Consider the following 24,595-nt stretch of genomic DNA (forward strand, 5'->3'; position numbering starts at 1 on the left):
GGGCGCGCTGAGCCTCAGTCGGGCGTGGCCAGCCGTTTGGCCCGTGCCCGTTCAAGCGCGGCGGCGATCACGGCGCGCTTCTTGTCCAGCACGGCCGGGTCGGTGTGCTGCGAGTGTGCTTCGAGGTCGGCGTATTTCATGCGGGCCTTGGCCTCGAGCACACGGTCGTGCTCCGCCTGTTCACGCACGAGCCGCACGGCACGTTCCTCGTAGCGCTTGCGGGCGAGCGTGGCCTGCGCTGGCGACCAGGCCTGCCAGCCAGTGCGCTCGCCACTGACGATCTCCAGCGAGATGCAGTCCACAGGGCAGACCGGAATGCAGAGCTCACAACCCGTGCAATAGGGCTCAATCACGGTGTGCATGAGCTTGTTGCTGCCGACGATGGCGTCGGTGGGGCAGGCCTTGATGCACAGCGTGCAGCCGATGCACCAGTCTTCGTCGATCACCGCCACGGTCAGCGGCCCTTCCACGCCGTTGGCGGGGCTCAGCGGCTGGGCCGGCTTGCCGGTGATGGCCGCCAGACGCGCCACCCCCTCGACGCCGCCGGGCGGACATTGGTTGATGCCCGCCTCGCCGTCGGCGATGGCTTGTGCATAGCGCGCGCAGTCCGGGTAGCCGCAGCGCGTGCACTGGGTCTGTGGCAGGGCGGCGTCAATCCGCCGGGCGAGATCGTTCATGCCGGGAAATATACCCCGGGCCACCTGGCCGCCGGGGCCCGGGCACCGCGCTGTTAGACCGGCTGGCGGGTCTTGCGGGCCACTGCCGTGGACGGGGTTTTCGTTGCGGCGGGGGCTGCTGGGGTCGGCTTTGCTTTGACCGCGGCCTTGGTACTGCGTTTCGCGACCGGCTTCGGCGCCAAGGCCTTGGCTGGAACAGCTTTCACGTCTTGCGGCGCCGCCGCGGCGGATGTCGAGGTCAGAGCCTCCGCAGCGGGCTGGTGGGCATGAATGAAGGACTTCACCACCGGGCACACCATTTCGCGCCAGCGTCGGCCGCTGAAGATGCCGTAGTGACCTGCACCCTTGGCTTCATAGTGCATCTGGTGTGTCTTGGGAATGCCGGTGCACAGATCATGCGCGGCCTTGGTCTGGCCCGAGCCGGAGATGTCGTCGAGTTCGCCTTCGACCGTCAGCAGGGCGGTGTGGGTGATGTCCTGCGGCCGCACACGCTCGAGCTGGCCTTTTTCGTTCTTCACGTCCCAGGTGCCATTGACCAGTTTGAAGTCCTGAAACACCGTTTCAATGGTTTCCAGGTAGTAGTGGGCATCCATGTCGAGCACCGCGTTGTACTCGTCGTAGAACTGGCGATGGATCTCGGCGCTGGAGTTGTCGCCTTTGATCAAGTCCTGGAAGTAGTCGTAGTGGCTGGTGGCGTGGTGGCCAGGGTTCATAGCCACGAAGCCGGAATGCTGCAGGAAGCCCGGGTAGACCCGACGGCCGGCGCCAGGGAAGCTGTCGGGCACGCGGTAGATGACGTTGTTCTCGAACCAGCTGTGGCTGCGCTCGGTGGCGAGGTTGTTCACCGAGGTTGGCGACTTGCTCGCATCGATCGGGCCACCCATCATGGTCATGGACAGCGGCGTGGTTTCACCCCGGCTGGCCATCAGGGACACCGCCGCCAGCACCGGCACGGTGGGCTGGCACACGCTCATGACGTGGCAGTTGCCATAGCCTTTTTGCAGGTAGCGGATGAACTCCTGGATGTAGTTCACGTAGTCGTCCAGGTGGAAGTCGCCCTCGGACAACGGCACCAGGCGGGCGTTTTTCCAGTCGGTGATGTAGACCTTGTGGTCCTTGAGCATGCTGCGCACGGTGTCGCGCAGCAGCGTGGCGTAGTGGCCCGACAGCGGCGCCACGATCAACACCACGGGCTGGCCCTTGAGCGTGGCCAACGTCTCGGTGTTGTCCGAGAAGCGCTTGAAACGCCGCAGTTCGCAGAAGGGTTTGTCGATCTCCACCCGCTCGTGGATCGCGATGTCCACCCCATCCACGTCCACCTTGTGGATGCCGAACACCGGTTTTTCGTAGTCCTTGCCCAGCCGGTGCATCAGGTCGTAACCGGCGGAAATGCGCTGCGCCAGCGGAAACTGTGCCAAAGGCAGCAGGGGGTTGGAGTAGAGCCTGGATGCGACCTCGGCCAGGTCAGCGAAAGGCTCCATCACAGAGCGCTGTGTTTCGTAAATCTGGTAGAGCATGGTGGGTGGGCAATGAATGGTTATGTTGCAGTGCAATATAACAGCATGACCTGTCAGGCGTAAGAGTGAAAACACCTAAAAATCGGGCCCGTTTGTCACCATCGTGAAAGAATGCATCCAGGATGCCTTCCGCTTGCCACGAGGCCCAGGGCCCATGCGCCCGTCATCTGGATGGTGACGGGGCGGTTGCGGAAACAGAAAAGCCGCTCGATGAGCGGCTTTTTCTTGAGGGGCGACCCGATCAGATGACCTTGGCGATCGCCTGGCAGACGTAGTCGATGTTCTTGCTGTTGAGCGCGGCCACGCACATGCGGCCGGTGTCGGTGCCGTACACGCCGAACTCGCTGCGCAGGCGCACCATCTGGTCCTTGGACAGGCCCGAGTAGCTGAACATGCCGATCTGGGTGGTGATGAAGCTCATGTCCTTGGCCACGCCGGCGGCCTTGAGGCCGTCCACCAGTTTCTGGCGCATGGCCTTGATGCGCACGCGCATTTCACCCAACTCCTGTTCCCACAGCGCGCGCAGCTCGGGGTTGTTCAGCACCGCGGCCACGATGGCGCCGCCATGGGTGGGCGGGTTGGAGTAGTTGGTGCGGATGGCGATCTTGAGCTGGCTGAGCACGCGGTCGGTTTCTTCTTTGCTGCTGCCCACCACGCTCAGGGCGCCCACGCGCTCGCCGTACAGGCTGAAGCTCTTAGAGAAGCTGGTGGAAACGAAGATGTTCAGGCCGGCGGCCACGAACTTGCCGATCACGGCGCCGTCTTCGGCGATGCCGTAGCCAAAGCCCTGGTAGGCCATGTCGAGGAAGGCGGTGAGGTTGCGGGCCTGCACCACGGCGATCACCTGGTCCCACTGGGCGGGGGTGATGTCGTAGCCGGTGGGGTTGTGGCAGCAAGCGTGCAGCAGCACGATGGTGCCGGGGGCGGCGGCGTTCAAGGCGGCCAGCATGCCGTCGAAGTTGATGCCGCCCAGGCCGCCGTTGGCGCTCTGGTCGAAGTAGGGATAGGTTTCCACCGTGAAGCCGGCGTTGGTGAACAGCGCGCGGTGGTTTTCCCAGCTCGGGTCGGAAATCAGGACCTTGGCGTCGGGGCTGATCTTTTTCAGGAAGTCAGCGCCGATCTTCAGGCCGCCGGTGCCGCCGATGGCCTGCACCGTGGCCACGCGGCCACTTTTCACCACGTCGGAGTCCGCACCGAACACCAGGCCTTTGACGGCGGCGTCGTAGGCGGCGATGCCGTCGATGGGCAGATAGCCCCGCGCGGTCGGCTTGTCCATCATGGCTTTTTCAGCGGCCTGCACGCACTGCAACAGCGGCAGTTTGCCGTTGTCGTCGAAATACACGCCAACGCCCAGGTTGACCTTGTTGGGGTTGGTGTCGGCGGCGAACTGTTCGTTCAGACCCAGGATCGGGTCGCGCGGGGCCATTTCGACGGCGGTGAACAAAGACATGAATATCCTTTGGAAGTTGTCAGTAGCGGGATTTTCGGGGCTCGGTTAGCCTTGCGGGTTATCCATGATTTTACCCGGCCCCTACCCGGGCCAGCCGAGCGCGCCATGCCAAAAATTGCAGAAGTCATACCGGAAACACAGAAGGGCGAGTTCGTCCGTTTTCCCGGTTCGCCGTTCGAACTCTTCATGCCATACCCGCCAGCGGGCGACCAGCCCACCGCCATCGAGCAACTGGTGGAGGGCATCAACGACGGTGAGGTGTTCCAGACCCTGCTGGGCGTGACCGGCTCGGGCAAGACCTTCACCATGGCCAATGTGATCGCCCGCCTGGGGCGCCCGGCCATCGTGTTCGCGCCCAACAAGACGCTGGCCGCGCAGCTGTATTCCGAGTTCCGCGAGTTCTTCCCGAAGAACGCGGTCGAGTACTTCGTCAGCTACTACGACTACTACCAGCCCGAGGCCTATGTGCCCCAGCGCGACCTGTTCATCGAGAAGGACAGCGCGATCAACGAGCACATCGAGCAGATGCGCCTCTCGTGTACCAAGAGCATCCTGGAGCGGCGCGACGTGGTGATCGTGGCCACCGTCTCGGCCATCTACGGCATCGGCAAGCCCGAGAGCTACCACCAGATGGTGATGACGCTGCGCACGGGCGACAAGATCGGCCAGCGCGACCTGATCGCGCAACTGGTGCGCATGCAGTACGCGCGCAACGAGGCCGATTTTTCGCGCGGCAAGTTCCGCGTGCGCGGCGACACCATCGACGTGTTCCCGGCCGAACACAGCGAGATGGCGATCCGCATCGAGCTGTTCGACGACGAGGTGGAAACCCTGCAACTCTTCGACCCGCTCACCGGCAAGGTGCGGCAGAAGATTCCGCGTTTCACCGTCTACCCCAGCAGCCACTATGTGACGCCGCGCGAGCAGGTGCTGCACGCGGTGGAACTGATCAAGGAAGAGCTGCGCGTGCGCCTGGCGCAACTGGTGGGCATGGGCAAGCTGGTCGAAGCCCAGCGGCTGGAGCAACGCACCCGGTTTGACCTGGAAATGCTCAGCGAGGTGGGCCACTGCAAGGGCATCGAGAACTACTCGCGCCACCTGGCCGGCAGCGCCGAGGGTGAGCCACCGTCCACGCTGACCGACTATTTGCCCAAGGACGCGGTGATGTTCCTGGACGAGAGCCACGTGCTCATGGGCCAGTTCGGTGGCATGTACAACGGCGACCGCGCGCGCAAGACCACGCTGGTGGAATACGGTTTCCGCCTGCCCAGCGCGCTGGACAACCGGCCGCTCAAGCTCGAAGAGTTCGAGCAGCGCATGCGCCAGGTGGTGTTCGTCTCGGCCACGCCGGCCGACTACGAAAAGACGCACTCGGGCCAGGTGGTGGAACAGGTGGTGCGTCCCACCGGCCTGGTGGACCCGGAAGTGGAAGTGCGCCCTGCCACGCACCAGGTGGATGACGTGCTGCAGGAGATCCGCATCCGGGTGGAGAAGAACGAGCGCGTGCTCATCACCACGCTGACCAAGCGCATGGCCGAGCAGCTGACCGACTACCTGACGGAAAACGGCGTCAAGGTGCGCTATCTGCACAGCGACGTGGACACGGTCGAGCGGGTGGAGATCATCCGCGACCTGCGCCTGGGCGCCTTCGACGTGCTGGTGGGCATCAACCTGCTGCGCGAAGGACTGGACATCCCCGAGGTCTCGCTGGTGGCGATCCTGGACGCCGACAAGGAAGGCTTCCTGCGCTCCGAGCGCAGTCTGATCCAGACCATCGGCCGCGCGGCGCGCAACCTGCAGGGCCGCGCCATCCTGTACGCCGACCGCGTGACCGACTCGATGGCCCGGGCCATGGGCGAAACCGAGCGCCGCCGCACCAAGCAAGTGGCGCACAACCTGGCGATGGGCATCGAGCCGCGCAGCATCAACAAACGCATCAAGGACCTGATCGACGGCGTCTACAGCGAAAAGGCCGGCAAGGAAGCCGACCGTCTGGCCGCCGAGAGCGCGCAGCGCGCCAGCGTGGAGGACATGAGCGAGAAGGACGTGGCGCGCGAGATCAAGCGGCTGGAAAAACTCATGCTGGAGCATGCGCGCAACCTCGAGTTCGAGAAGGCGGCCGGGGTGCGGGATCAGTTGCACCACCTGAAGGCTCAGGTGTTTGGCGCCCCCGGGGTGGACAACGTGGCCTGACGCACAATCGGCGCACAAGCACCCGCGCAGGGGTCGGCCAGCATGGCCGGGACGCGGAGCACACCAGCACCAGATTCACACATGCAAGCTCAGGATGAACCGCGCAGCGGCGACGGCCCGGCGGACGACACATGCATCTACCTGATCGAGGACGATCCCACGGTTCTGCAGTTCGTGCGGCAGGCGCTGCTGTCCCGGCCGCACTGGCGCCTGCTCGGTCATTCGGACAGCCTGGCCCACGCCCGCGCGCATGCCTTGTGTGCGAACGCGAATGTCTTTCTGGTGGATCTGGGCTTGCCCGATGGCCGGGGTGAAGATCTCCTGCACCTGCTGGCGCGTGAGCGGCCCGGCGCCGAGCTGCTGGTCTTCACCGTGTTTGGCGAAGAGTCCCGGCTGGTGGGCGCGTTGGAAGCGGGCGCCACGGGTTATGTGCTCAAAGGCTGCACCGGCGAAGACCTGACGGCCGCGATCGAGCAGATTCGCGAGGGTGGGGCGCCCATCTCGCCCCTGCTCGCCCGCATGCTGCTCAAGCAGTTTCGCCTGGTGCAGGAGGCGCTGCCGGTCATTCCGGTCGTCGCGCTGCGCGAAGAGGTGCTGCTGTCCGAGCGGGAAACCGATGTGCTCAAGCTGGTCGCCCAAGGGTATGTGAACAAGGAAATCGCCAGCAAGCTGGCGATTTCCCCGACCACCGTCGGCACCCACATCAAGAACCTCTACCGCAAGCTCGCGGTACACAGCCGGGTGCAGGTGGTGAGGGCAGCGCAGGAGCGTGGCCTGCTGTGAATCTGAAGGCCCGAGCGCGCCAAACCCTCAGCAGGGTTCCTGCCTACCTCTGGGCTGCATTCCTGTTGGTGGTCCTGCTCGTGTTGCTCGCGACGGTTACCCAGGGGAGCGCTCCGCCGGGCGCGGCGCAGGTGACCCGGGCCGATCGCGTCACGTTCAGGAACGGGGTTGAAACGGTTCAACCCGTGGCCCTGCCGCACCTCTGGGACGACGGGACGAAAACCTGGGGGGATGAGGTCCATTACCGGTTGCGTCTGCCCCCGACGCCACCCGAAGCCACCTCCGGCGACGCGCAATTGGCACTGCTGCTGCCCCGCATCGGCGTGCGGTTTCGGGTGCTTTTCAATGGACAGGAGGTGGAATCGCAGGCTTGGCGGCGTGGCCCCGGTTATTTCGATGCCGGCACCCACGCGCACCTCGTGCCGCTGCCACCCAGCTTGCGCAAGCCGCAATGGGAGCACAACCGCGTCGAGATCCAGCTCCAGCCACAGGCTTTGCGCATCAGCGGGCTCGCGCCGGTGTGGATCGGCTCCAGGGATGCCTTGCAGGAGCGGCACCAGCGGCTCATCTGGTGGCAGGTTCACCTGACCTGGATGGTGGCGGCCTCGGCGCTGATGATGGGGCTGCTCTCGTTGCTGATCTGGATGATGTCGGAGGAGCGCCTGCTGGGCCTGCTCGCCGCGGGCCTGCTGGTGCTGACCCTGCGTCTGTACCTGTCGACGCCGCTGTTCCTGTCGGGGCCGTTCCTGGCCTGGGATTACCTGCACAAGCTGACGTTCACCCTCTACTGCGGCTTCCTGTACCTGTTCATTTCGGAGCTGTTCGACTTTCGCCAGAGCGTGGTGCGCAAGCTGGTCAAAATCATGATGGTGATCGGCCCGTTCTGGCTGGGCGTGCTGGTCTGGACGCAGAACTACAACCTCTACCGCCTGTGGACCGGGGTGATCGTGCTGGTGTGTGTGTTGGCCCTGCTCAAGGTGATCCACCGGGCGCGATGGGGCATGGACGTCAACCAGCGGTTGATGGTCGTGGTGGGGCTGGCCACCATGGTCACGGGCCTGCGCGACTTCCTGGTCGTCCAGGTCGGCTTGCCCGGTGACGTGGACATCCGCTGGATGACCGCGGGCAGCCTGGTGCTGATGTTCGCCATGGGCTGGGTGCTGGTGCAGCGCACCTCACAGTCGATGGAGCAGGTGGAACGGCTCAACGCCGAACTGGCCCACAAGGTAAACGAGCGCGAGGACGAACTGCACGCGATGTTCAGCCGGTTGCGCGCGGTGGAAAGCCAGCGCGTGCTGGAGACCGAACGCCGCCGGCTCACGCGAGACATGCACGACGGCCTGGGCAGCCAACTGGTCCAGACGCTCAACCTGGTGCACAGCAGTGGTGAGCGCGTCGAAAGCGCGACCATCGCTTTCATGCTCAGCCATGCGCTCGAAGAACTGCGCATGACGCTGGATTCGCTCGAACCCATGGGCGGCGACCTGCCCACCATTCTGGGCACCTTGCGCCAACGCATCGCACCCGCCTTGAAGGTCGCCGGTATCGAGCTCGACTGGCAGGTGCAGGAAGTACCGGTGGTGCCTGGCCTGGAAGCGCGCGGCGTGATGCACCTGTTCCGCTGCCTGCAGGAAGTGTTCGCCAATGTGGTCAAGCACGCGCACGCCAGCCGGGTCGCGGTGCGCACCTGGCAAGACGGCGAACGCATCTGTTTGAGTGTGACCGACAACGGCGTCGGACTGGGCGAGGCACCAGAGTCGGGATACCGCGAAGGTGGTCGCGGCATCAGCAACATCCGTCTGCGAGCGGCCGAAATCGGTGCCGAAGTATGGTTCTCCGGCGCACTCCCCGGCACCCGGGTGACTTTCAGCTTCGCCTGTGAGGATCCTTTGGCTGGCGGGGCCCCGGCCTGATCGCCGTGTGCAAGCCCCGCACGGAACGTGGTCTGGGGCGCGTCGGGATGGGTAGCTCCGCTCCGGACAACTTGCGGTAGGGCCCGTACAATGTCGATCAAATCGCTCGGCTTTGCGGTATACTCGACAAAAATAGTCGGGAAAGCCTTCAACGCATCGACCCATGGGTCGATCGGAGTGGGCGGAGCAGGGATCTGTGGGCGTTGTTTGGGCCTGCAGATCATCCAACGACGGTCAAGCCAACACTTCAAGGAGCTTGAATATGCGCCTCACGACCAAAGGCCGCTTCGCGGTCACCGCCATGATCGATCTGGCCCTGCGCCAGAACAATGGCCCCGTCACGCTCGCGGCCATCAGCCAACGCCAGCAGATTTCGCTGTCCTACCTGGAGCAGCTTTTCGGCAAGTTGCGCCGCCACGAACTGGTCGAGTCCACCCGTGGGCCCGGCGGCGGTTACACCCTGGGCCGCAAGGCCGCAGAAATCACCGTGGCCGACATCATTGTCTCGGTGGACGAACCCATCGATGCCACCCAGTGCGGCGGCAAGGAAAACTGTCTGGGCGAAGGCCACCGCTGCATGACGCACGAACTGTGGGCGGCCCTGAACGCCAAGATGGTCGATTTCCTCGACTCGGTGTCCCTGCAGTCGCTGGTGGACGATCAGCTCGCCAAAGGGGTGGTTGTCGAAAACGCCCCCATGATCAAGCGGGCCATTTCCAGCGCACCGGTGGTCAAGCCGATCCGGGTGAATGCGCCCAACTCGGTGTTTGCCCTGGGGGCGACCGCATTCTCGAAATGATGCCGGCGACCTGCCTGGAGCTCGGTTCCGCAGCCGGTCGCGCCGGCCCATGGAGCCGCTTTCAGGCGTCTGTCAGCCGCTGCCCACAGTATTCGATCTCTCATCCATTCAGCCAGCCCAAGCACCGCCAGCCATGAGCACACCGCACTTCCCCATCTACATGGACTACAGCGCCACCAACCCTTGCGATCCGCGGGTGGTGGATGCCATGATTCCCTGGCTGCGCGAGCATTTCGGCAACCCGGCGTCGCGCAGCCATGCCTGGGGCTGGGAAGCCGAAAAGGCGGTGGAAACCGCTCGCGAGCAGGTGGCCGCGTTGATCAACGCCGACCCGCGTGAAATCGTCTGGACCAGCGGTGCCACCGAATCCAACAACCTGGCCCTCAAAGGCGCGGCTCACTTCTACAAGACCAAGGGCAAGCACCTGATCACGGTCAAGACCGAGCACAAGGCCGTGCTCGATACCATGCGCGAACTGGAGCGCCAGGGTTTCGAGGTGACCTACCTCGACGTGCAAGCCGATGGCCTGCTCGATCTGGAGACCTTCAAGGCCGCGATCCGCCCGGACACCATCCTGGCTTCGGTCATGTTCGTGAACAACGAGATCGGCGTGATCCAGGACATCGCGGCGATTGGCAAGATCTGCCGCGAGAAGGGTGTGATCTTCCACGTGGACGCGGCGCAGGCCACCGGTCGGGTGGACGTGGATTTGCAGACCCTGCCGGTCGACCTGATGAGCCTGACCAGCCACAAAACTTACGGCCCTAAAGGCATTGGCGCGCTGTACGTGCGGCGCAAACCACGCATCCGCATCGAGGCGCAGATGCACGGCGGTGGCCATGAGCGCGGCATGCGCTCGGGCACGCTGCCCACCCACCAGTGCGTGGGCATGGGCGAGGCCTACCGCATCGCCAAGGAAGAGATGCACGCCGAGAACCAGCGCATCCGCGCGCTGCACGACCGCATGGTCGCTGGCCTGAAGGGCATCGAAGAGGTGTTCATCAACGGTCACGAAACCCAGCGCGTGCCGCACAACCTGAACATGAGCTTCAATTACGTCGAGGGCGAGTCGCTGATCATGGGCATCAAGGGGCTGGCGGTGTCGTCGGGCTCGGCCTGTACCTCGGCCAGCCTGGAGCCCAGCTACGTGCTGCGCGCGCTCGGCCGCAGCGACGAGCTGGCCCACAGCAGCCTGCGCATGACCATCGGTCGCTGGACGACCGAAGAAGAGATCGATTACGCGATCGCCACGATCAAGGAAAACGTGGCCAAGTTGCGCGAGTTGTCCCCCTTGTGGGAAATGTTCAAGGACGGCATTGATATCTCGACGATTCAATGGGCCGCACACTGAAGGAGAAACACCATGGCTTATTCTGAAAAAGTGGTTGACCACTACGAAAACCCCCGCAACGTCGGCTCGTTCGACAAGGGCGACGAATCGGTGGGCACCGGCATGGTGGGCGCACCGGCCTGCGGCGACGTGATGAAGCTGCAGATCAAGGTGAACCCGACCACCGGCGTGATCGAAGACGCGCGCTTCAAAACCTACGGCTGCGGCTCGGCCATTGCCTCGTCGTCTCTCGTGACCGAATGGGTCAAGGGCAAGACGCTGGACCAGGCCGCTGCGCTCAAGAACAGCGAGATCGCCGAAGAACTGGCGTTGCCGCCGGTGAAAATCCACTGCTCCATCCTGGCCGAAGACGCCATCAAGGCCGCGGTGGACGACTATCGCAAAAAGCATGTGAACTAACCCCCTGCGCCGCTTCGCGTCTTCCCCCAAAGGGGACCACGCCCGCAGCCCGGCGAAGCCGGTTCTGTGGCGTGTTCTGGAAGAGACTTCGCTTTTTGCGGCGCTTTGCATTGAACGACATGGCCATCTCGATTTCCGAAGCCGCCGCACGGCACGTCATCCGCTACATCGCCAAACGGGGCAAGGGCGTGGGCGTGCGCCTGGGCGTGAAAACCACGGGTTGCTCCGGTCTGGCCTACAAGCTGGAATACGCCGACGAAATCGCGCCCGAAGACGTGGTGTTCGAAGACAACGGTGTGAAGGTGCTGGTGGACCCGAAAAGCCTGGCCTACATCGACGGCACGCAACTCGACTTCGTGCGCGAGGGCCTGAACGAAGGTTTCCGCTTCAACAACCCGAACGAGCGCGATCGTTGCGGCTGTGGCGAGAGCTTCAGGATATAGGTTGTCCCCCCTGCGCCGGCTTCGGCGTCGCTCCTCCTCAATGGGGTGTCAGCAGCGGTCCGGCGAAGCCGGTTCCGCGCCGGCCTTGACCGGACTTTTTCCTCCTGGCCCCGTTGTTCCTATGATCCGGTGATGAACCTGCAATCCACCGACTTTGAAATTTTCGGCCTCACGCCGGCCTTTACCCTGGACCGCGATGCGCTCGACGCGCGCTGGAAAGACCTGCAGCGCGAGGCACACCCAGACCGTTTTGCCGCATCGGACGCACAGGCCCAGCGCCTGGCCATGCAATGGTCGGTGCGCATCAACGAGGCGTATCAACGCCTCAAAGACCCGCTGCGGCGCGCGGCCTATCTGTGCGAGCTCCATGGCGTGCCGATTGGTGCCGAGAACAACACCGCCATGCCCACGGCGTTCCTGATGCAGCAGATGCAGTGGCGTGAAGAACTGGAAGAGGCCCACGACAGCGAAGCGCTCGAACGCATGGCCGACGACGTGGCTGCCGCGCACCGGGAAAAGTTGCAGGCCCTGCAGCACACGGCCGACGAGCTGCGTGACTACGCTGCGCTGGCCCAGCAGGTCAGAGCCCTTATGTTTGTTGAGCGCTTTGCCCGCGACGTCGAGAACCGTCTCGATCAGCTGGGACAATAGCCCTTGCTCCAGGCCCGTCCGACGGCGGGCGCTGTCCCTACTTACCCATCACACGTTTCCATGGCGCTCCTGCAGATCTCCGAACCCGGCCAGTCCCTCGACCCGCACCAGCGACGGGTGGCGGTCGGCATTGACCTGGGCACCACGCACTCGCTGGTGGCCGCGGTGCGCCATGGCGTCTCCGAATGCCTGCCCGCGGCGGACGGCCGCGTGATCCTGCCCAGCGTGGTGCGTTACCTCGATCCGAAGCAGGGCGGGGCGGGCCGTCAGATCGGCTTCGAGGCGCTCGCGGCCCAGGTGCAGGACCCTGCCAACACCGTCAGTTCGGTCAAGCGCCTGATGGGCCGCTCTCTTGCCCAGGTGGCCGATGTGGACAAGCTGTCCTATGCCGTGGTCGAAGACAACGGCATGGCGGTGATCGAGACCGTGGCGGGCCGCAAGACGCCGATGGAGGTGAGTGCCGAGATCCTGGCCACCCTGCGTTTCCGGGCCGAAGACAGTTTTGACGACGAGCTCTTTGGCGCGGTCATCACCGTGCCGGCCTACTTCGATGACGCACAGCGCCAGGCCACCAAGGACGCGGCTCAGCTCGCCGGCATCAACGTGCTGCGCCTCATCAACGAGCCCACCGCCGCGGCGATCGCGTACGGCCTGGACAACGGCTCCGAAGGCATCTACGCCATCTACGATCTGGGCGGTGGCACCTTCGACATCTCCATCCTGCGCCTGACGCGCGGCGTGTTCGAGGTGATGGCCACCGGCGGCGACTCGGCGCTGGGCGGCGACGACTACGACCAGGCGCTGGCTGCCTGGGTGCTGGCGCAGCAGGGGGTGACCGCGGAGGACCTCACGCCGTCCGAACGCGCCGCGCTGCACGCGCAAGCGCGCCACTGCAAGGAGGCGCTCTCCAGCCAGGATGAGGTGCAGTTCAGCATGCAGATCGGCGGACGCACGTTGACACAGTCCATCACCCTGGCCCAGTTTGAAACCTGCACCACCGCGCTCACCGTGCGCACCATGACGGCGGTGCGCAAGGTCCTGCGCGACGCCCGCATCACCAAAGAAGACGTCAAGGGCGTGGTGATGGTGGGCGGTTCCACCCGCATGCCGGTGATCCGCCGCACGGTGGGCGAGTTCTTCGGCCAAGCGCCGCTGACCAATCTGAATCCGGACGAGGTGGTGGCGCTGGGCGCGGCCATCCAGGCCAATGCGCTCGCGGGCAACAGCCGCGATGGCGATCTGCTGCTGCTCGACGTGATCCCGCTCTCGCTCGGCATCGAAACCATGGGCGGGCTGGTCGAGCGCATCGTGCCGCGCAACAGCCCCATCCCTACCGCGCTGGCGCAGGATTTCACCACTTACCAGGACGGCCAGACCGCGCTGGCGCTGCACGTGGTGCAGGGCGAGCGCGACCTGGTGGCCGACTGCCGCAGCCTGGCCCGGTTCACGCTGCGTGGCATTCCGCCCATGGCCGCGGGTGCCGCGCGCATCCGCGTGAGCTTCACGGTGGATGCCGACGGCCTGCTGTCGGTCAGTGCCAAAGAGCAGGGCAGCGGTGTCGAGGCGAAGATTGACGTCAAGCCCGCCTACGGGCTGTCGGACGAGCAGATCGCCGCCATGCTCAAGGACAGTTTTGCCACCGCTCAGCAGGACATGCAGGCGCGCGCGCTGGTCGAAGCCCGGGTGGACGCCGAGCGCATGATCGCCGCCACCCGCAGCGCACTTAGTGCCGACGCCTACCTGCTGGAGCCCGCCGAGCTCGCGTCCATCGAAGCCCTGATCGCCGATCTGGCCCAGACCCTGTCGAGCACCGACGCCGCTGCGATCGAGGCCTCCACCCAGGCGCTGGCCAAGGGAACCGAAGCCTTTGCCGCATTGCGCATGAACCGGGGCATCCAGCAAGCCCTGGCCGGCAAAAAACTCGAAGAAGTCTGAAACCGCCCACACCGTTCGGGGAGCATTCCAACCCCGATGCAAAACACGCCATGCCCACGATCAAAATCCTGCCCCATCCCGAATACTGTCCACAAGGGGCCACCATCTCGGCGCCCGCTGGCACCTCGATCTGTGAGGCGCTGCTGGACAATCACATCCCCATCGAGCATGCCTGCGACATGAGTTGCGCCTGCACCACCTGCCATGTGATCGTGCGCGAGGGCTTCAACAGCCTCAACGAACTCGACGAAAACGAAGAAGACCTGCTGGATCGCGCCTGGGGTCTGGAGCCCAACTCGCGGTTGTCGTGTCAGGCCATCCTGGCGCAGCAGGATGTGACGGTGGAGATACCCAAGTACTCGATCAACCACGCCAAAGAGAATCATTGATCCTGCGAAAACCGCGTCAGGCCAAACCCAGGAGCCCCCATGCGTCAGATCGTCCTCGACACGGAAACCACCGGCCTGTCCGCCGAGAGTGGCGACCGGATCATTGAAATCGGCTGCGTGGAGCTGCTCAACCGCAAGCTCACCGGCAACAACCTGCACTTCTACGTCAACCCCGAGCGCGACAGCCACGAAGACGCGCTCAAGGTGCACGGCATCAGCAACGAATTTCTGCGCGACAAGCCCAAGTTCGGGCAGATCGTCAACGAGTTGCTGGACTACCTGCGCGACGCCGAGCTGATCATCCACAACGCGCCCTTCGACATCAGCTTCCTCAACAAGGAGCTGGACCGCCTGGGGCGCCCGCCGCTCAAGACGGTGATCGGTTCGGTGATCGACAGCCTGGTGATGGCCAAGGAAATGTTCCCGGGCAAGCGCAATGGCCTGGACGCTTTGTGCGACCGGCTGGGCGTGGACAACTCGGGGCGCACGCTGCATGGCGCCTTGCTCGATGCCGAGCTGCTGGCCGACGTGTACATCAACATGACACGCGGCCAGGACGCCTTGATCATGGATCTGGAAACCCCGACCGGGGAGGGGGGCGAGGTGGTGCTGGTGGACCTGAGCGGCATCGAGCTGCCGGTGCTGCGCGCCAACGAACAGGAGGCGTTGGCCCACGACACCGTGCTGGCCGAAATCGACAAGGCCTGCCGGGGCCAGGCGGTGTGGCGTCAACTGCAGTTGGCCTGAATCTGCAAAATTCCGGGTGCTGGCGAAAAGAGTGAAAAAAGCAGGCTATAATTTGAGGCTTCCGAGTGATCGGTTAGATCAATCGGGCGGTTAGCTCAGTGGTAGAGCACTGCCTTCACACGGCAGGGGTCGCAGGTTCGAACCCTGCACCGCCCACCAGACAAAGCCCCAAGCGTTTCGCTTGGGGCTTTTTCATTGGCCCAGCGCTATCGGGCCGCGTCTTTGACTGGAGATGGCTGCATGGAATCCGTGGATGTGGTGGTGATCGGTGCGGGCGTGGTGGGGCTGGCGGTGGCCCGTTCGCTGGCGCTGGCCGGGCGTGAGGTGATGGTGCTGGAGCGCGAGGCGGCCATCGGCACGGGCACCAGCTCGCGCAACAGCGAAGTCATCCACGCCGGCATCTACTATCCGCAGGGCTCCCTCAAGGCCCGCTTGTGCGTGCGGGGTCGGGAGCTGCTGTACGCCTACTGCACCGAACGCGGGATCGCACATCGGCGCTGCGGCAAACTGATGGTGGCCAATACCGCCTCGCAGGTGCAGGGGCTGCCCGGCATTCTGGCCCGGGCCGAAGCCAATGGCGTGCCCGATCTGATGCCGCTCACGCGAGCCGAAGCCCGGGCACTCGAACCCCAACTGGAGTGTCTGGCCGCGCTGCATTCGCCTTCAACCGGCATCGTGGACAGCCATGGCCTGATGCTGAGTCTGCAGGGCGACCTGGAACATGCGGCCGGTCTGGTGGCCTGCCGCAGCGGGGTGGCAAGCTTGCGGGCCACGGGGGCCGGGGTCGAGGTCCTGATGCAGGATGGCACCGCCTTGCTGGCGCGTGGTGTGGTCAACGCCGCCGGTTTGCACGCCTGCGAGCTCGCTCGGAACGCCCAGGGCCTGAACCCCGCCCACGTGCCCCGGGCGTGGTACGCCAAAGGCAGCTATTTCACCTTGAGCGGGCGTTCGCCGTTCGGTCGGCTCATCTACCCGGTGCCCGATCCTGCGTCGCATCTGGCCGGGCTGGGTGTGCACCTGACCATCGATCTGGGCGGGCAGGCCAAGTTCGGGCCCGATGTGCAATGGACCGACGATCCCGATGACCTGAGCGTGAACCCGGGCAGCGCCGATGGTTTCTACGCCGCCGTGCGCCAGTACTGGCCGGGCTTGCCCGATGCGGCCCTGGTCCCCGGTTACGCGGGCATGCGGCCCAAGATCAGCGGGCCCCATGAGCCGGCGGCCGACTTCCGCATCGATGGCCCAGCGGCGCATGGCGTGCCGGGGCTGGTCAACCTGCTGGGCATCGAATCCCCGGGCCTGACCAGTTGCCTGGCCATTGGCGAGCACGTCGCGACGCTGCTGTGAGCGCCGCTGTCGCTCAGTGGGACGCCGGCGCGGCGGCCTTGATCGCCTCGGCCGCTTCCCGGACGAGTGCCGGGCCTTTGTAGATCAGTCCGGTGTAGATCTGGACCACGTTGGCGCCCGACTGGATCTTGCTCACCGCATCTTCGCCGCTGAGGATGCCGCCCACACCGATGATGGGGAAACCCTTGCCCAGGCAGGCCCGCAGGCGGCGGATGACCCGGTTGCTGGCGGCGAGTACCGGCGCCCCCGACAGGCCACCGGCCTCGGTGGCGTGTTCCATGCCGGCCACGGCTTCGCGGCTCAGGGTGGTGTTGGTGGCGATCACGCCAAAAGCGTTGTTGGCCTGGCCCTGGCTGTCGGTGCCGTAGCGCATGAGCGTGGTCGCGATGACCTCGATCTGGGTGTCGTCCAGATCGGGCGCAATTTTCACGAAGATGGGGATGCGCCGGCCCGTCTGTTGCGCCAGTTGTTCACGCCGCTCGGCCACCGCCCCCAGCAGCGCGTCCAGCGCCGTATCGCTTTGCAGGCTGCGCAGGTTCTGGGTGTTGGGGCTGGAGATGTTGACGGTGACGTAGTCGGCGTGCGGGTACACGCCTTCCAGGCAGGTCAGATAGTCGTCGGTGGCGCGCTCGATCGGTGTGCTCGCGTTCTTGCCGATGTTCAGGCCCAGCAGCATGGGGCTGGCACCGGCCTTGCGGCGGAACTGGGCACGCTGCACGTTGGAGATGAAGGCGTCCAGCCCCTCATTGTTGAAGCCCAGCCGGTTGATCAGGGCGTTGGCCTGGGGCAGCCGGAACATGCGCGGCTTGGGGTTGCCGGGTTGCGCCCTGGGCGTCACGGTGCCCACTTCCACGAAACCGAATCCCATGGCGGCCAGGCCATCGATGCAGCTGGCGTTCTTGTCCAGACCGGCGGCCAGGCCGACGCGGTTGGGGAACTGCAGGCCGGCGAGCGTGAAGGGGTCGTTGACCCGTGGCTCGCTGTAGAGGCAGGTCAATGGCGAGTGCTGCAGTTTCGCGATGCTGTGCAGGGTGAGTTCGTGTGCGGCTTCGGGGTCGAGGCCAAACAGGAAGGGGCGGGCGAGCGCGTAGGGCAGGAGGGACATTGGATAATCTGCGGATTCTTGTAACCCGTGATTGTCTCAAATGACCCAAGACGAACTCAAAGCCCTGGTGGGGCAGGCCGCCCTGCAGTATGTGACCCCCGGCGAAATTGTGGGTGTGGGCACAGGATCGACCGTCAACAAATTCATCGATGCACTGGCTTCGATGAAAGACCAGATTCCGGGCGCCGTGTCGAGCTCGGAAGCCTCCACCGCGCGCCTGAAGGCGCTGGGCATTCCGGTGTTTGAGGCCAACGACGTGGCCGAGTTGTCGGTCTACATCGACGGCGCCGACGAAATCGATGCGCAGGGGTACATGGTCAAGGGCGGTGGTGCGGCGCTCACGCGTGAAAAAATCGTGGCAGCTCAGTCGCGCCGCTTTGTCTGCATCGCCGACGAATCCAAGCTGGTCAAGACGCTGGGGGCCTTTCCGTTGCCGGTCGAAATCATCCCCATGGCCACGGCCCGGCTGGTGAGGCAGTTCGAGGCACTGGGTGGTCGGGCCCAGGTGCGGCAGAAGGACGGCGCGCCACTGGTGACGGACAACGGACAGCACATTCTGGATGTGACCGGTCTGCAGATCGGGGACCCACTGGCGTTTGAAAGCCGTGTCAACCAATGGCCGGGGGTGGTGACGGTGGGGGTGTTTGCCCACCAGAAAGCCAGCGTGTGCCTGCTGGGCACATCGGGTGGCGTCAAGACCCTGACGTTCTGAGCGTCCGGCGCCGTTGCAGCCCGGAGCTTGGCGCTCCGGGTCTGGGTATCAGAAGCGGATACCCGCTGGCGGCGTGACGGAGGGTTCCGCCGGGGCCGCTGGCTCGCGGCTGGCGTCGCCCGGCGTGGCCGGTCGGGCGGCTGGAGCGGGTTTCACCGCCACCAGCGGGCTGGCGGCCGGGCGGCGGTAGTTCGGGGGCAGGGCCGATTGTTTGGGATAGCCGGCCGCGTCCAGGTACTGGGTCCATTGCGCGTCGGAATAGCCCTTGATCTGCTGGCCGCCGATGGTGATGAAGGGCAGCGAGGTCTCACCGCTCAGGCGTTTGAGCGCTTCCACATCTTCATTGGTGTCCACGGTTTTTTCGCTGTACGGAATGCCGCGGGCATTGAGCAGGTTGCGTCCGCTGTTGCAGGGCGCGCAGTCTTTGCCGGTGTAGAACGTGACCGGGTAGCGGCCCGCCACCTGGCGCAGCTCAAACGGCAACTGGGCGTTCGCGCTGGCGGTCGAACTGGCGCTGCTCACCGGTTTGGCTTCGACGTTTGCGGGTGGCGGCTGGTCCGAGTAGGTCACACGACCATCCGGCCCCACGATGCGGTAGACGCCCTGGGCCAGCGCGGAAGAGGCTGCCAGTGCGCACAGCAGGCCGAGCATGAGGGGGATGGGGGACCGACTGGCGGCGCGGGGGAAGGTGGCGGTCATGACAACTCCTATCGACAAATACAGGAACAGAACTCAGGCCATGCCCTGGTGGCGCAGCAGGGCGTCGATACTGGGTTCCCGGCCCCGGAAGGCCTTGAACGATTCCATGGCCGGGCGGCTGCCGCCGGCCTCGAGGATGGCCTGGCGGTAGCGCCGCCCGGTGTCCACATCCAGCGTGCTGTGGCCATGGCGCTGCGCGGCTTCTTCGAAGGCGGCATACGCATCGGCCGAGAGCACCTCGGCCCACTTGTAGCTGTAGTAGCCGGCCGAATAACCGCCAGCGAAGATGTGGCTGAAGGTGTGGGGTGTGCGGCTGTAGGCCGGCGGCTGAAGCACGGCCACTTCGTCGCGCACCTGTTGCTGCAGGGTCAGGATGGATTCGCCGCTGGTGACGGGGTCGGGCTGGCTGTGCAGCAGCATGTCAAACAGCGAAAACTCCACCTGGCGCAGCGTCTGCAGTCCACTCTGGTAGTTCTTCGCCGCCAGCATTTTGTCGAACAGGGCGCGCGGCAATGGCTCGCCGGTGTCCACATGGGCCGTCATGTGCTGGAGCACCTCCCATTCCCAGCAGAAGTTCTCCATGAACTGGCTGGGCAGTTCCACCGCATCCCACTCCACGCCGCTGATGCCCGAGACATCACGCTCGTTCACCTGGGTGAGCATGTGGTGCAGGCCGTGACCAAACTCGTGGAACAGGGTGATGACGTCGTCGTGCGTGAGCAGAGGGGGCTTTTTCACGCCGCCCACTTCCACGCCTTCGGCGAAGTTGCACACCAGGTGCGCCACCGGCGTCTGCAGGGCGCCGCTGTCCGGGCGCAACCAGCGGGCCCGCGCATCGTCCATCCAGGCGCCACCCCGCTTGCCGGTGCGCGCTGCGGGGTCGAGGTAGAACTGGCCCACCAGTTGGGGCCCCTCAGGTGTGCGGCGTTCGATGCGATAGAACTCAACGTTCGGGTGCCACACCGGTGCGGCGTCGCGGCGAATCGCCACCTCAAACAGGGTTTCAACAATCTGGAACAGGCCGGCGAGCACTTTGGGGGCGGTGAAGTAGGGTTTGACTTCCTGCTCGCTGAACGCATAACGCGCCTCTTTGAGCTTCTCGCCGATGTAGGGCCAGTCCCAGGCCTGCGGCTCGCTCAAACCAAGCTCGCTCGCGGCAAAGGCACGCAGGTCGGCCAGATCCTTTTCCGCGTAGGGCCGTGCCTTGCTGGCGAGGTCGCGCAGAAAGGTGATCACCTGTTCGGGTGACTCGGCCATCTTCGGTACCAGCGAAACGTCGGCGTAATGGCGGTGGCCCAGCAACTGCGCTTCCTCGTGGCGCAAGGCCAGCAACTCGCCCATGATGGCCGCGTTGTCGAACTTCACGGCGTCGCCGTCGGCTTGGTCGCTGGCGCGGGTAACGTAGGCCCGGTACAGCTTTTCGCGCAAGGCACTGCTGTGGGCAAACTGCATCACCGGCAGATAGCAGGGCATCTTCAGCGTGAGCTTGTGGCCAGGCTTGTTGTCGACCTGGGCGGCCGCCGCCGTGGCCTGCTGCACGTCCTCTGGGACGCCGGCCAGTTCTTCCGTGGGAACGAAAAGGGCAAACGCGTCCGTGGCATCGAGTGCGTTTTCACTGAACTTCTGGCCCAGTTCGGCTTGGCGTTCCTGTAGCCAGGCAAACCGGGTTTTGGCTTCGCCTTGCAGCTCCGCGCCGCCCAGCACAAAACTCCGCATGGCGTTTTTGTGAGCCTGCGCCTGCTCGGGGGTCAGGCTGGCTGCGTCCATTGCCTTGTATTTTGCGTACAGCCGCTCGTCGGCTCCCAGGCGGGTCCAGAACTCGGTGACCTTGGGCAGGGCCTCGTTGTAGGCGGCGCGCAGTTCGGGGGTGTCGGCCACGCTGTTGAGGTGACTCACCGCCCCCCAGGCACGCGACAGCCGTTCGGTGGGCACATCCAGCGCCAGCGAAATCTGGGTCCAGTGGGCGGGGAAGTCGTTCGCAGTGACCCGTTCCAGTGCGGCGCTGGCGTCCTGCAGCAGGCTGTCAATGGCGGGCGCCACCAGCGCAGGCTGGATCGCGTCAAAAAGTGGCAGGTCAGCGAAGTCCAGCAATGGGTTGCGTGCGGTGGTGTCGGTGCGGTCGTTCATGCGTTCTCAGATGCGGCGCGGTTCGCCAAGTTCAAGCTGGGACAGATCCAGTGGGCACGCCGTGTATCCGTGCCCGGGAGGACTCAACGGGCGCTTTTCTTGATGCTCTTTTTCATGACTTTGGCGCGCTTGACCTGACCGCCGGTGGTCAGTCGCTGGTTGCCCAGCACACGCACGACCTTGACCTCGGGGCGCTGACCGCCCCGTTTGCTGAATTTGAGCACCTTCACGTCGCGAGGTCCGGGCATGCGGTCTTCGTCAGCGGCTTTGACCTTCTCTGGCATCGGGCGCCACAGCACGAGCAGCTTGCCAATGTGTTGGATCGGTGCGGCATCCAGTTCGTCGGCCAGGGTCTGCAGCATGGCCTCGCGTGCGGCGCGGTCATCGCTGAAGACGCGCACCTTGATCAGGCCATGGGCCTTGAGCGCGGCGTCAATCTCTTTCTTGACGGAGGCACTCAGGCCGTCGCCGCCGACGAGGACGACGGGATCAAGGTGGTGGGCGTCAGCGCGGTGGACTTTGCGCTGGGCGGGAGTGAGTGTGATCTGGGGCATGGGACAATTATCGTTTACACAGACGGCGGGCGTCCCTCATGGGCATGAAAGTCAAAACCAAGAGCAAGAAGGTCAACAAGGCGTGGTTGAACGACCATGTCAACGACCCTTATGTGAAGCTCGCGACACGCGAGGGGTATCGCGCGCGTGCCGCCTACAAGCTCAAGGAAATCGACGAAACGCTGGGGCTGATCCACCCGGGCGACTGCGTGGTGGACCTGGGCTCGTCGCCGGGGGCCTGGAGCCAGTACACGCGCCGCCGCCTGAGTCCTCAGGGCGCAGCCGTCGGGGCGTTGCAGGGCACCATCATCGCACTGGACCTGTTGCCCATGGAGCCGGTCGAGGGTGTCCACTTCATCCAGGGCGATTTTCGCGAGCCGGCGGTGCTGGCCGAGCTGGAGCAGGCACTGATCGACCGCGGCATCCAGGCCGTGGACGTGGTGGTGTCCGATATGGCGCCCAATCTTTCCGGTATTGGCTCCGCCGATGCGGCCCGCATCATCGATCTGGTGGAGCTGGCGGTGGATTTTGCGGTCAACCACCTCAAGCCCGATGGTGCGCTGGTGGTCAAACTCTTTCATGGAGGGGCGTACGACCCGATGGTTGCGCTGTTTCGCCAGACGTTCCGGGTGGTCAAACCGTTCAAGCCCAAAGCCTCACGGGACAAGTCTTCTGAAACCTTTCTGGTGGGCATGGGTCTGAAAAACAGAGAGCGCGCGTGAGCCACCGTCGGGTTACAAAATTTTGCCTACCCCCTTGATTGACATTGCCAAGTCATTAATCAAGGCGGAGGTGCTTGAAAGTCCTAAAATGGACTCAACATGTCCAATTCAGTCATTGTTCTAGCCAGGAGCTGCATTTGAACAACCAGTGGTTCTCGAAAATCGCCGTGTGGATGGTCATCGCCATGGTGCTTTTCACCGTCTTCAAGCAGTTCGACGGCCGCGCTTCCGCGGGCGCTGGCTACATGGGGTACTCCGAATTCCTCGACGAGGTCAAGGCACAACGCATCAAGAGCGCCACCATTCAAGAGGGCCAGGGTGGCACGGAGATCGTGGCCGTGACCCAGGACGACCGTCGCATCCGCACCACGGCCACCTACCTCGACCGTGGCCTAGTGGGCGACCTGATCAACAACAACGTCAAGTTTGATGTGCGCCCCCGCGAGGAAAGCTCCTTGCTCATGACCCTGCTGGTCAGCTGGGGCCCGATGCTGCTGCTCATCGGTGTATGGATATATTTCATGCGACAGATGCAGGGCGGTGGCAAGGGTGGTGCGTTCAGTTTTGGCAAGAGCAAAGCGCGCATGCTGGACGAGAACAACAACACCGTGACCTTTGCCGACGTGGCAGGGTGCGATGAGGCCAAGGAAGAGGTCAAGGAAGTCGTGGACTTTCTGAAAGATCCCGCCAAATTCCAGAAGCTGGGTGGCCGTATTCCGCGTGGCCTGTTGCTGGTCGGCCCTCCGGGCACCGGCAAAACCTTGCTGGCCAAGGGCATTGCCGGTGAAGCCAAGGTGCCGTTTTTCAGCATTTCGGGTTCCGACTTCGTGGAGATGTTTGTCGGTGTGGGCGCTGCCCGCGTGCGCGACATGTTCGAGAACGCCAAGAAAAATGCCCCCTGCATCATCTTCATCGATGAAATCGACGCGGTGGGCCGTCAGCGTGGCGCCGGCTTGGGCGGCGGCAACGACGAGCGCGAGCAGACCCTGAACCAGATGCTGGTCGAGATGGACGGCTTTGAAACCAATCTGGGGGTGATCGTGGTCGCTGCCACGAACCGGCCGGACATTCTGGATGCCGCCTTGCTGCGCCCCGGCCGTTTCGACCGTCAGGTCTATGTGACGCTGCCCGACATCCGTGGCCGCGAGCAGATCCTGAACGTGCACATGCGCAAGGTGCCCCTGGGCACGGATGTGAACCCGAGCGTGATCGCCCGCGGCACCCCCGGTATGAGCGGCGCCGACTTGGCCAATCTGTGCAACGAGGCCGCATTGATGGCCGCACGCCGCAATGCCCGCGTGGTGGAGATGCAGGATTTCGAGAAGGCCAAAGACAAGATATTCATGGGCCCCGAGCGCAAGAGCATGGTGATGCCCGAAGAAGAGCGTCGCAACACGGCTTACCACGAGTCGGGCCACGCGCTGATTGGCAAACTGCTGCCCAAGTGCGATCCGGTGCACAAAGTCACCATCATTCCCCGTGGCCGCGCCCTGGGCGTGACCATGAGCCTGCCGGCACAGGATCGCTACAGTTACGACAAGGACTACATGCTGAACCAGATCAGCATGCTGTTTGGTGGCCGCATCGCCGAAGAAGTCTTCATGCACCAGATGACCACCGGGGCATCCAACGATTTCGAACGTGCGACAACCATCGCCCGCGACATGGTGATGCGTTATGGCATGACCGATGCGCTGGGCCCGATGGTGTATGCCGAAAACGAAGGTGAGGTGTTCCTCGGCCGTTCGGTCACCAAGACCACCAACATGAGCGAGTCCACCATGCAAAAGGTGGATTCCGAGGTGCGCCGCATCATTGACCAGCAGTACAAACTGGCGCGCGAACTGATCGAAGAGCACAGTGACAAGATGCATGCAATGGCCACCGCCTTGCTGGAATGGGAAACGATCGACGCCGACCAGATCGATGACATCATGGCCGGCAAGCCACCTCGTCCCCCCAAGGACTGGACGCCGCGCAATCCCTCGGTGGGGGGCGGTGGCAGTGGGGGTACTCCGGCTGTCAATACCGATCCCGCACCCAACGCGGCTTGATTGTTCTGCAGGCGGGTGTGCCTGCTGT

22 protein-coding genes and 1 tRNA gene are annotated in these 24,595 nt (G+C 64.4%); 16 read left to right on the forward strand and 7 right to left on the reverse strand.

Annotation, left to right across the window (positions count from 1 at the left end; all coding sequences use genetic code 11):
- Positions 1-14: 14 nt before the first annotated feature.
- From rsxB to HTA01S_RS06765, 3 genes are all read right to left on the reverse strand, one after another.
- The gene (gene rsxB / locus HTA01S_RS06755) at positions 15-677 is read right to left on the reverse strand and encodes an electron transport complex subunit RsxB (protein WP_068168334.1); all 663 of its coding nucleotides are present in this window, start codon (positions 675-677) and stop codon (positions 15-17) included.
- Positions 678-730: 53 nt separating this feature from the next.
- Entirely contained in the window at positions 731-2,194 is a 1,464-nt protein-coding gene (locus HTA01S_RS06760) for a polyhydroxyalkanoate depolymerase (protein ID WP_068168337.1), read from the reverse strand.
- Positions 2,195-2,435: 241 nt separating this feature from the next.
- Entirely contained in the window at positions 2,436-3,644 is a 1,209-nt protein-coding gene (locus tag HTA01S_RS06765; RefSeq protein ID WP_068168339.1) for an amino acid aminotransferase, read from the reverse strand.
- Positions 3,645-3,749: 105 nt separating this feature from the next.
- Between HTA01S_RS06765 and uvrB the strand changes: the two genes are divergently transcribed.
- From uvrB to HTA01S_RS06830, 13 genes are all read left to right on the forward strand, one after another.
- Positions 3,750-5,837 (forward strand): excinuclease ABC subunit UvrB, encoded by a 2,088-nt coding sequence (uvrB, locus tag HTA01S_RS06770; protein WP_068168341.1) that lies wholly within the window; start codon positions 3,750-3,752, stop codon positions 5,835-5,837.
- A gap of 81 nt (positions 5,838-5,918) precedes the next feature.
- On the forward strand, positions 5,919-6,620 hold the full coding sequence (locus HTA01S_RS06775; RefSeq protein ID WP_068168344.1) for a LuxR C-terminal-related transcriptional regulator: 702 nt from the start codon (positions 5,919-5,921) through the stop codon (positions 6,618-6,620).
- 248 nt (positions 6,621-6,868) lie between these two features.
- The gene (locus tag HTA01S_RS06780; protein WP_157572003.1) at positions 6,869-8,533 is read left to right on the forward strand and encodes a sensor histidine kinase; all 1,665 of its coding nucleotides are present in this window, start codon (positions 6,869-6,871) and stop codon (positions 8,531-8,533) included.
- Between the two features lie 262 nt (positions 8,534-8,795).
- Positions 8,796-9,332, forward strand: a complete 537-nt coding sequence (gene iscR / locus HTA01S_RS06785; RefSeq protein WP_068168349.1) for a Fe-S cluster assembly transcriptional regulator IscR — start codon at positions 8,796-8,798, stop codon at positions 9,330-9,332.
- Between the two features lie 133 nt (positions 9,333-9,465).
- On the forward strand, positions 9,466-10,683 hold the full coding sequence (locus HTA01S_RS06790) for an IscS subfamily cysteine desulfurase (protein WP_068168352.1): 1,218 nt from the start codon (positions 9,466-9,468) through the stop codon (positions 10,681-10,683).
- Between the two features lie 12 nt (positions 10,684-10,695).
- A complete protein-coding gene (gene iscU / locus HTA01S_RS06795) occupies positions 10,696-11,082 on the forward strand; it encodes a Fe-S cluster assembly scaffold IscU (RefSeq protein ID WP_068168357.1) in 387 nt (128 codons plus the stop codon).
- Positions 11,083-11,201: 119 nt separating this feature from the next.
- Positions 11,202-11,525 carry an iron-sulfur cluster assembly protein IscA gene (gene iscA / locus HTA01S_RS06800; RefSeq protein ID WP_068168359.1) on the forward strand — a complete coding sequence of 108 codons (324 nt, stop codon included), beginning with the start codon at positions 11,202-11,204 and terminating at the stop codon, positions 11,523-11,525.
- A gap of 132 nt (positions 11,526-11,657) precedes the next feature.
- Positions 11,658-12,176 carry a Fe-S protein assembly co-chaperone HscB gene (hscB, locus tag HTA01S_RS06805; RefSeq protein WP_068168363.1) on the forward strand — a complete coding sequence of 173 codons (519 nt, stop codon included), beginning with the start codon at positions 11,658-11,660 and terminating at the stop codon, positions 12,174-12,176.
- A gap of 60 nt (positions 12,177-12,236) precedes the next feature.
- Positions 12,237-14,111 (forward strand): Fe-S protein assembly chaperone HscA, encoded by a 1,875-nt coding sequence (gene hscA / locus HTA01S_RS06810; RefSeq protein ID WP_068168365.1) that lies wholly within the window; start codon positions 12,237-12,239, stop codon positions 14,109-14,111.
- A gap of 50 nt (positions 14,112-14,161) precedes the next feature.
- A complete protein-coding gene (gene fdx, locus HTA01S_RS06815) occupies positions 14,162-14,500 on the forward strand; it encodes an ISC system 2Fe-2S type ferredoxin (protein ID WP_068168368.1) in 339 nt (112 codons plus the stop codon).
- 39 nt (positions 14,501-14,539) lie between these two features.
- Positions 14,540-15,247 (forward strand): DNA polymerase III subunit epsilon, encoded by a 708-nt coding sequence (gene dnaQ / locus HTA01S_RS06820; protein WP_068168369.1) that lies wholly within the window; start codon positions 14,540-14,542, stop codon positions 15,245-15,247.
- 84 nt (positions 15,248-15,331) lie between these two features.
- Positions 15,332-15,406: transfer RNA gene (locus HTA01S_RS06825), tRNA-Val, on the forward strand.
- An 81-nt stretch (positions 15,407-15,487) separates the two neighbouring features.
- Positions 15,488-16,594: an NAD(P)/FAD-dependent oxidoreductase gene (locus tag HTA01S_RS06830; RefSeq protein WP_068168371.1), complete on the forward strand. Its 1,107-nt coding sequence runs from the start codon at positions 15,488-15,490 to the stop codon at positions 16,592-16,594.
- Positions 16,595-16,607: 13 nt separating this feature from the next.
- On the opposite strand, the gene HTA01S_RS06835 is transcribed toward HTA01S_RS06830, so the two are convergent.
- Complete coding sequence (locus HTA01S_RS06835) at positions 16,608-17,699, reverse strand: quinone-dependent dihydroorotate dehydrogenase (RefSeq protein WP_068168374.1); 1,092 nt, start codon at positions 17,697-17,699, stop codon at positions 16,608-16,610.
- 40 nt (positions 17,700-17,739) lie between these two features.
- On the opposite strand from HTA01S_RS06835, the gene rpiA reads away from it, so the two are divergent.
- Complete coding sequence (gene rpiA / locus HTA01S_RS06840; protein WP_068168378.1) at positions 17,740-18,411, forward strand: ribose-5-phosphate isomerase RpiA; 672 nt, start codon at positions 17,740-17,742, stop codon at positions 18,409-18,411.
- Positions 18,412-18,459: 48 nt separating this feature from the next.
- Here the strand turns inward: rpiA and HTA01S_RS06845 are convergent, their stop codons facing one another.
- The 3 genes from HTA01S_RS06845 to HTA01S_RS06855 form a co-directional block, all read right to left on the reverse strand.
- A complete protein-coding gene (locus tag HTA01S_RS06845) occupies positions 18,460-19,110 on the reverse strand; it encodes a DUF4124 domain-containing protein (RefSeq protein WP_084235915.1) in 651 nt (216 codons plus the stop codon).
- Between the two features lie 33 nt (positions 19,111-19,143).
- Entirely contained in the window at positions 19,144-21,237 is a 2,094-nt protein-coding gene (locus HTA01S_RS06850; RefSeq protein ID WP_068168380.1) for a M3 family metallopeptidase, read from the reverse strand.
- A gap of 83 nt (positions 21,238-21,320) precedes the next feature.
- Positions 21,321-21,791, reverse strand: a complete 471-nt coding sequence (locus tag HTA01S_RS06855) for a YhbY family RNA-binding protein (protein ID WP_068168383.1) — start codon at positions 21,789-21,791, stop codon at positions 21,321-21,323.
- Between the two features lie 44 nt (positions 21,792-21,835).
- Between HTA01S_RS06855 and HTA01S_RS06860 the strand changes: the two genes are divergently transcribed.
- A complete protein-coding gene (locus tag HTA01S_RS06860; RefSeq protein ID WP_068169562.1) occupies positions 21,836-22,513 on the forward strand; it encodes an RlmE family RNA methyltransferase in 678 nt (225 codons plus the stop codon).
- Positions 22,514-22,650: 137 nt separating this feature from the next.
- Complete coding sequence (gene ftsH / locus HTA01S_RS06865) at positions 22,651-24,567, forward strand: ATP-dependent zinc metalloprotease FtsH (protein ID WP_068168385.1); 1,917 nt, start codon at positions 22,651-22,653, stop codon at positions 24,565-24,567.
- The last annotated feature ends 28 nt before the right edge of the window (positions 24,568-24,595 follow it).

The sequence above is a fragment of the Hydrogenophaga taeniospiralis CCUG 15921 genome, assembly GCF_001592305.1.
GTDB classification, from domain to species: domain Bacteria; phylum Pseudomonadota; class Gammaproteobacteria; order Burkholderiales; family Burkholderiaceae_C; genus Hydrogenophaga; species Hydrogenophaga taeniospiralis.

Bases quoted from the DNA above. Each gene is read 5' to 3' on its own strand.
- rsxB (WP_068168334.1), bottom strand. From the start codon at position 677: ATGAACGATCTCGCCCGGCGGATTGACGCCGCCCTGCCACAGACCCAG.
- HTA01S_RS06760 (WP_068168337.1), bottom strand. From the start codon at position 2,194: ATGCTCTACCAGATTTACGAAACACAGCGCTCTGTGATGGAGCCTTTC.
- HTA01S_RS06765 (WP_068168339.1), bottom strand. From the start codon at position 3,644: ATGTCTTTGTTCACCGCCGTCGAAATGGCCCCGCGCGACCCGATCCTG.
- uvrB (WP_068168341.1), top strand. From the start codon at position 3,750: ATGCCAAAAATTGCAGAAGTCATACCGGAAACACAGAAGGGCGAGTTC.
- HTA01S_RS06775 (WP_068168344.1), top strand. From the start codon at position 5,919: ATGCAAGCTCAGGATGAACCGCGCAGCGGCGACGGCCCGGCGGACGAC.
- iscR (WP_068168349.1), top strand. From the start codon at position 8,796: ATGCGCCTCACGACCAAAGGCCGCTTCGCGGTCACCGCCATGATCGAT.
- HTA01S_RS06790 (WP_068168352.1), top strand. From the start codon at position 9,466: ATGAGCACACCGCACTTCCCCATCTACATGGACTACAGCGCCACCAAC.
- iscU (WP_068168357.1), top strand. From the start codon at position 10,696: ATGGCTTATTCTGAAAAAGTGGTTGACCACTACGAAAACCCCCGCAAC.
- iscA (WP_068168359.1), top strand. From the start codon at position 11,202: ATGGCCATCTCGATTTCCGAAGCCGCCGCACGGCACGTCATCCGCTAC.
- hscB (WP_068168363.1), top strand. From the start codon at position 11,658: ATGAACCTGCAATCCACCGACTTTGAAATTTTCGGCCTCACGCCGGCC.
- hscA (WP_068168365.1), top strand. From the start codon at position 12,237: ATGGCGCTCCTGCAGATCTCCGAACCCGGCCAGTCCCTCGACCCGCAC.
- fdx (WP_068168368.1), top strand. From the start codon at position 14,162: ATGCCCACGATCAAAATCCTGCCCCATCCCGAATACTGTCCACAAGGG.
- dnaQ (WP_068168369.1), top strand. From the start codon at position 14,540: ATGCGTCAGATCGTCCTCGACACGGAAACCACCGGCCTGTCCGCCGAG.
- HTA01S_RS06830 (WP_068168371.1), top strand. From the start codon at position 15,488: ATGGAATCCGTGGATGTGGTGGTGATCGGTGCGGGCGTGGTGGGGCTG.
- HTA01S_RS06835 (WP_068168374.1), bottom strand. From the start codon at position 17,699: ATGTCCCTCCTGCCCTACGCGCTCGCCCGCCCCTTCCTGTTTGGCCTC.
- rpiA (WP_068168378.1), top strand. From the start codon at position 17,740: ATGACCCAAGACGAACTCAAAGCCCTGGTGGGGCAGGCCGCCCTGCAG.
- HTA01S_RS06845 (WP_084235915.1), bottom strand. From the start codon at position 19,110: ATGACCGCCACCTTCCCCCGCGCCGCCAGTCGGTCCCCCATCCCCCTC.
- HTA01S_RS06850 (WP_068168380.1), bottom strand. From the start codon at position 21,237: ATGAACGACCGCACCGACACCACCGCACGCAACCCATTGCTGGACTTC.
- HTA01S_RS06855 (WP_068168383.1), bottom strand. From the start codon at position 21,791: ATGCCCCAGATCACACTCACTCCCGCCCAGCGCAAAGTCCACCGCGCT.
- HTA01S_RS06860 (WP_068169562.1), top strand. From the start codon at position 21,836: ATGAAAGTCAAAACCAAGAGCAAGAAGGTCAACAAGGCGTGGTTGAAC.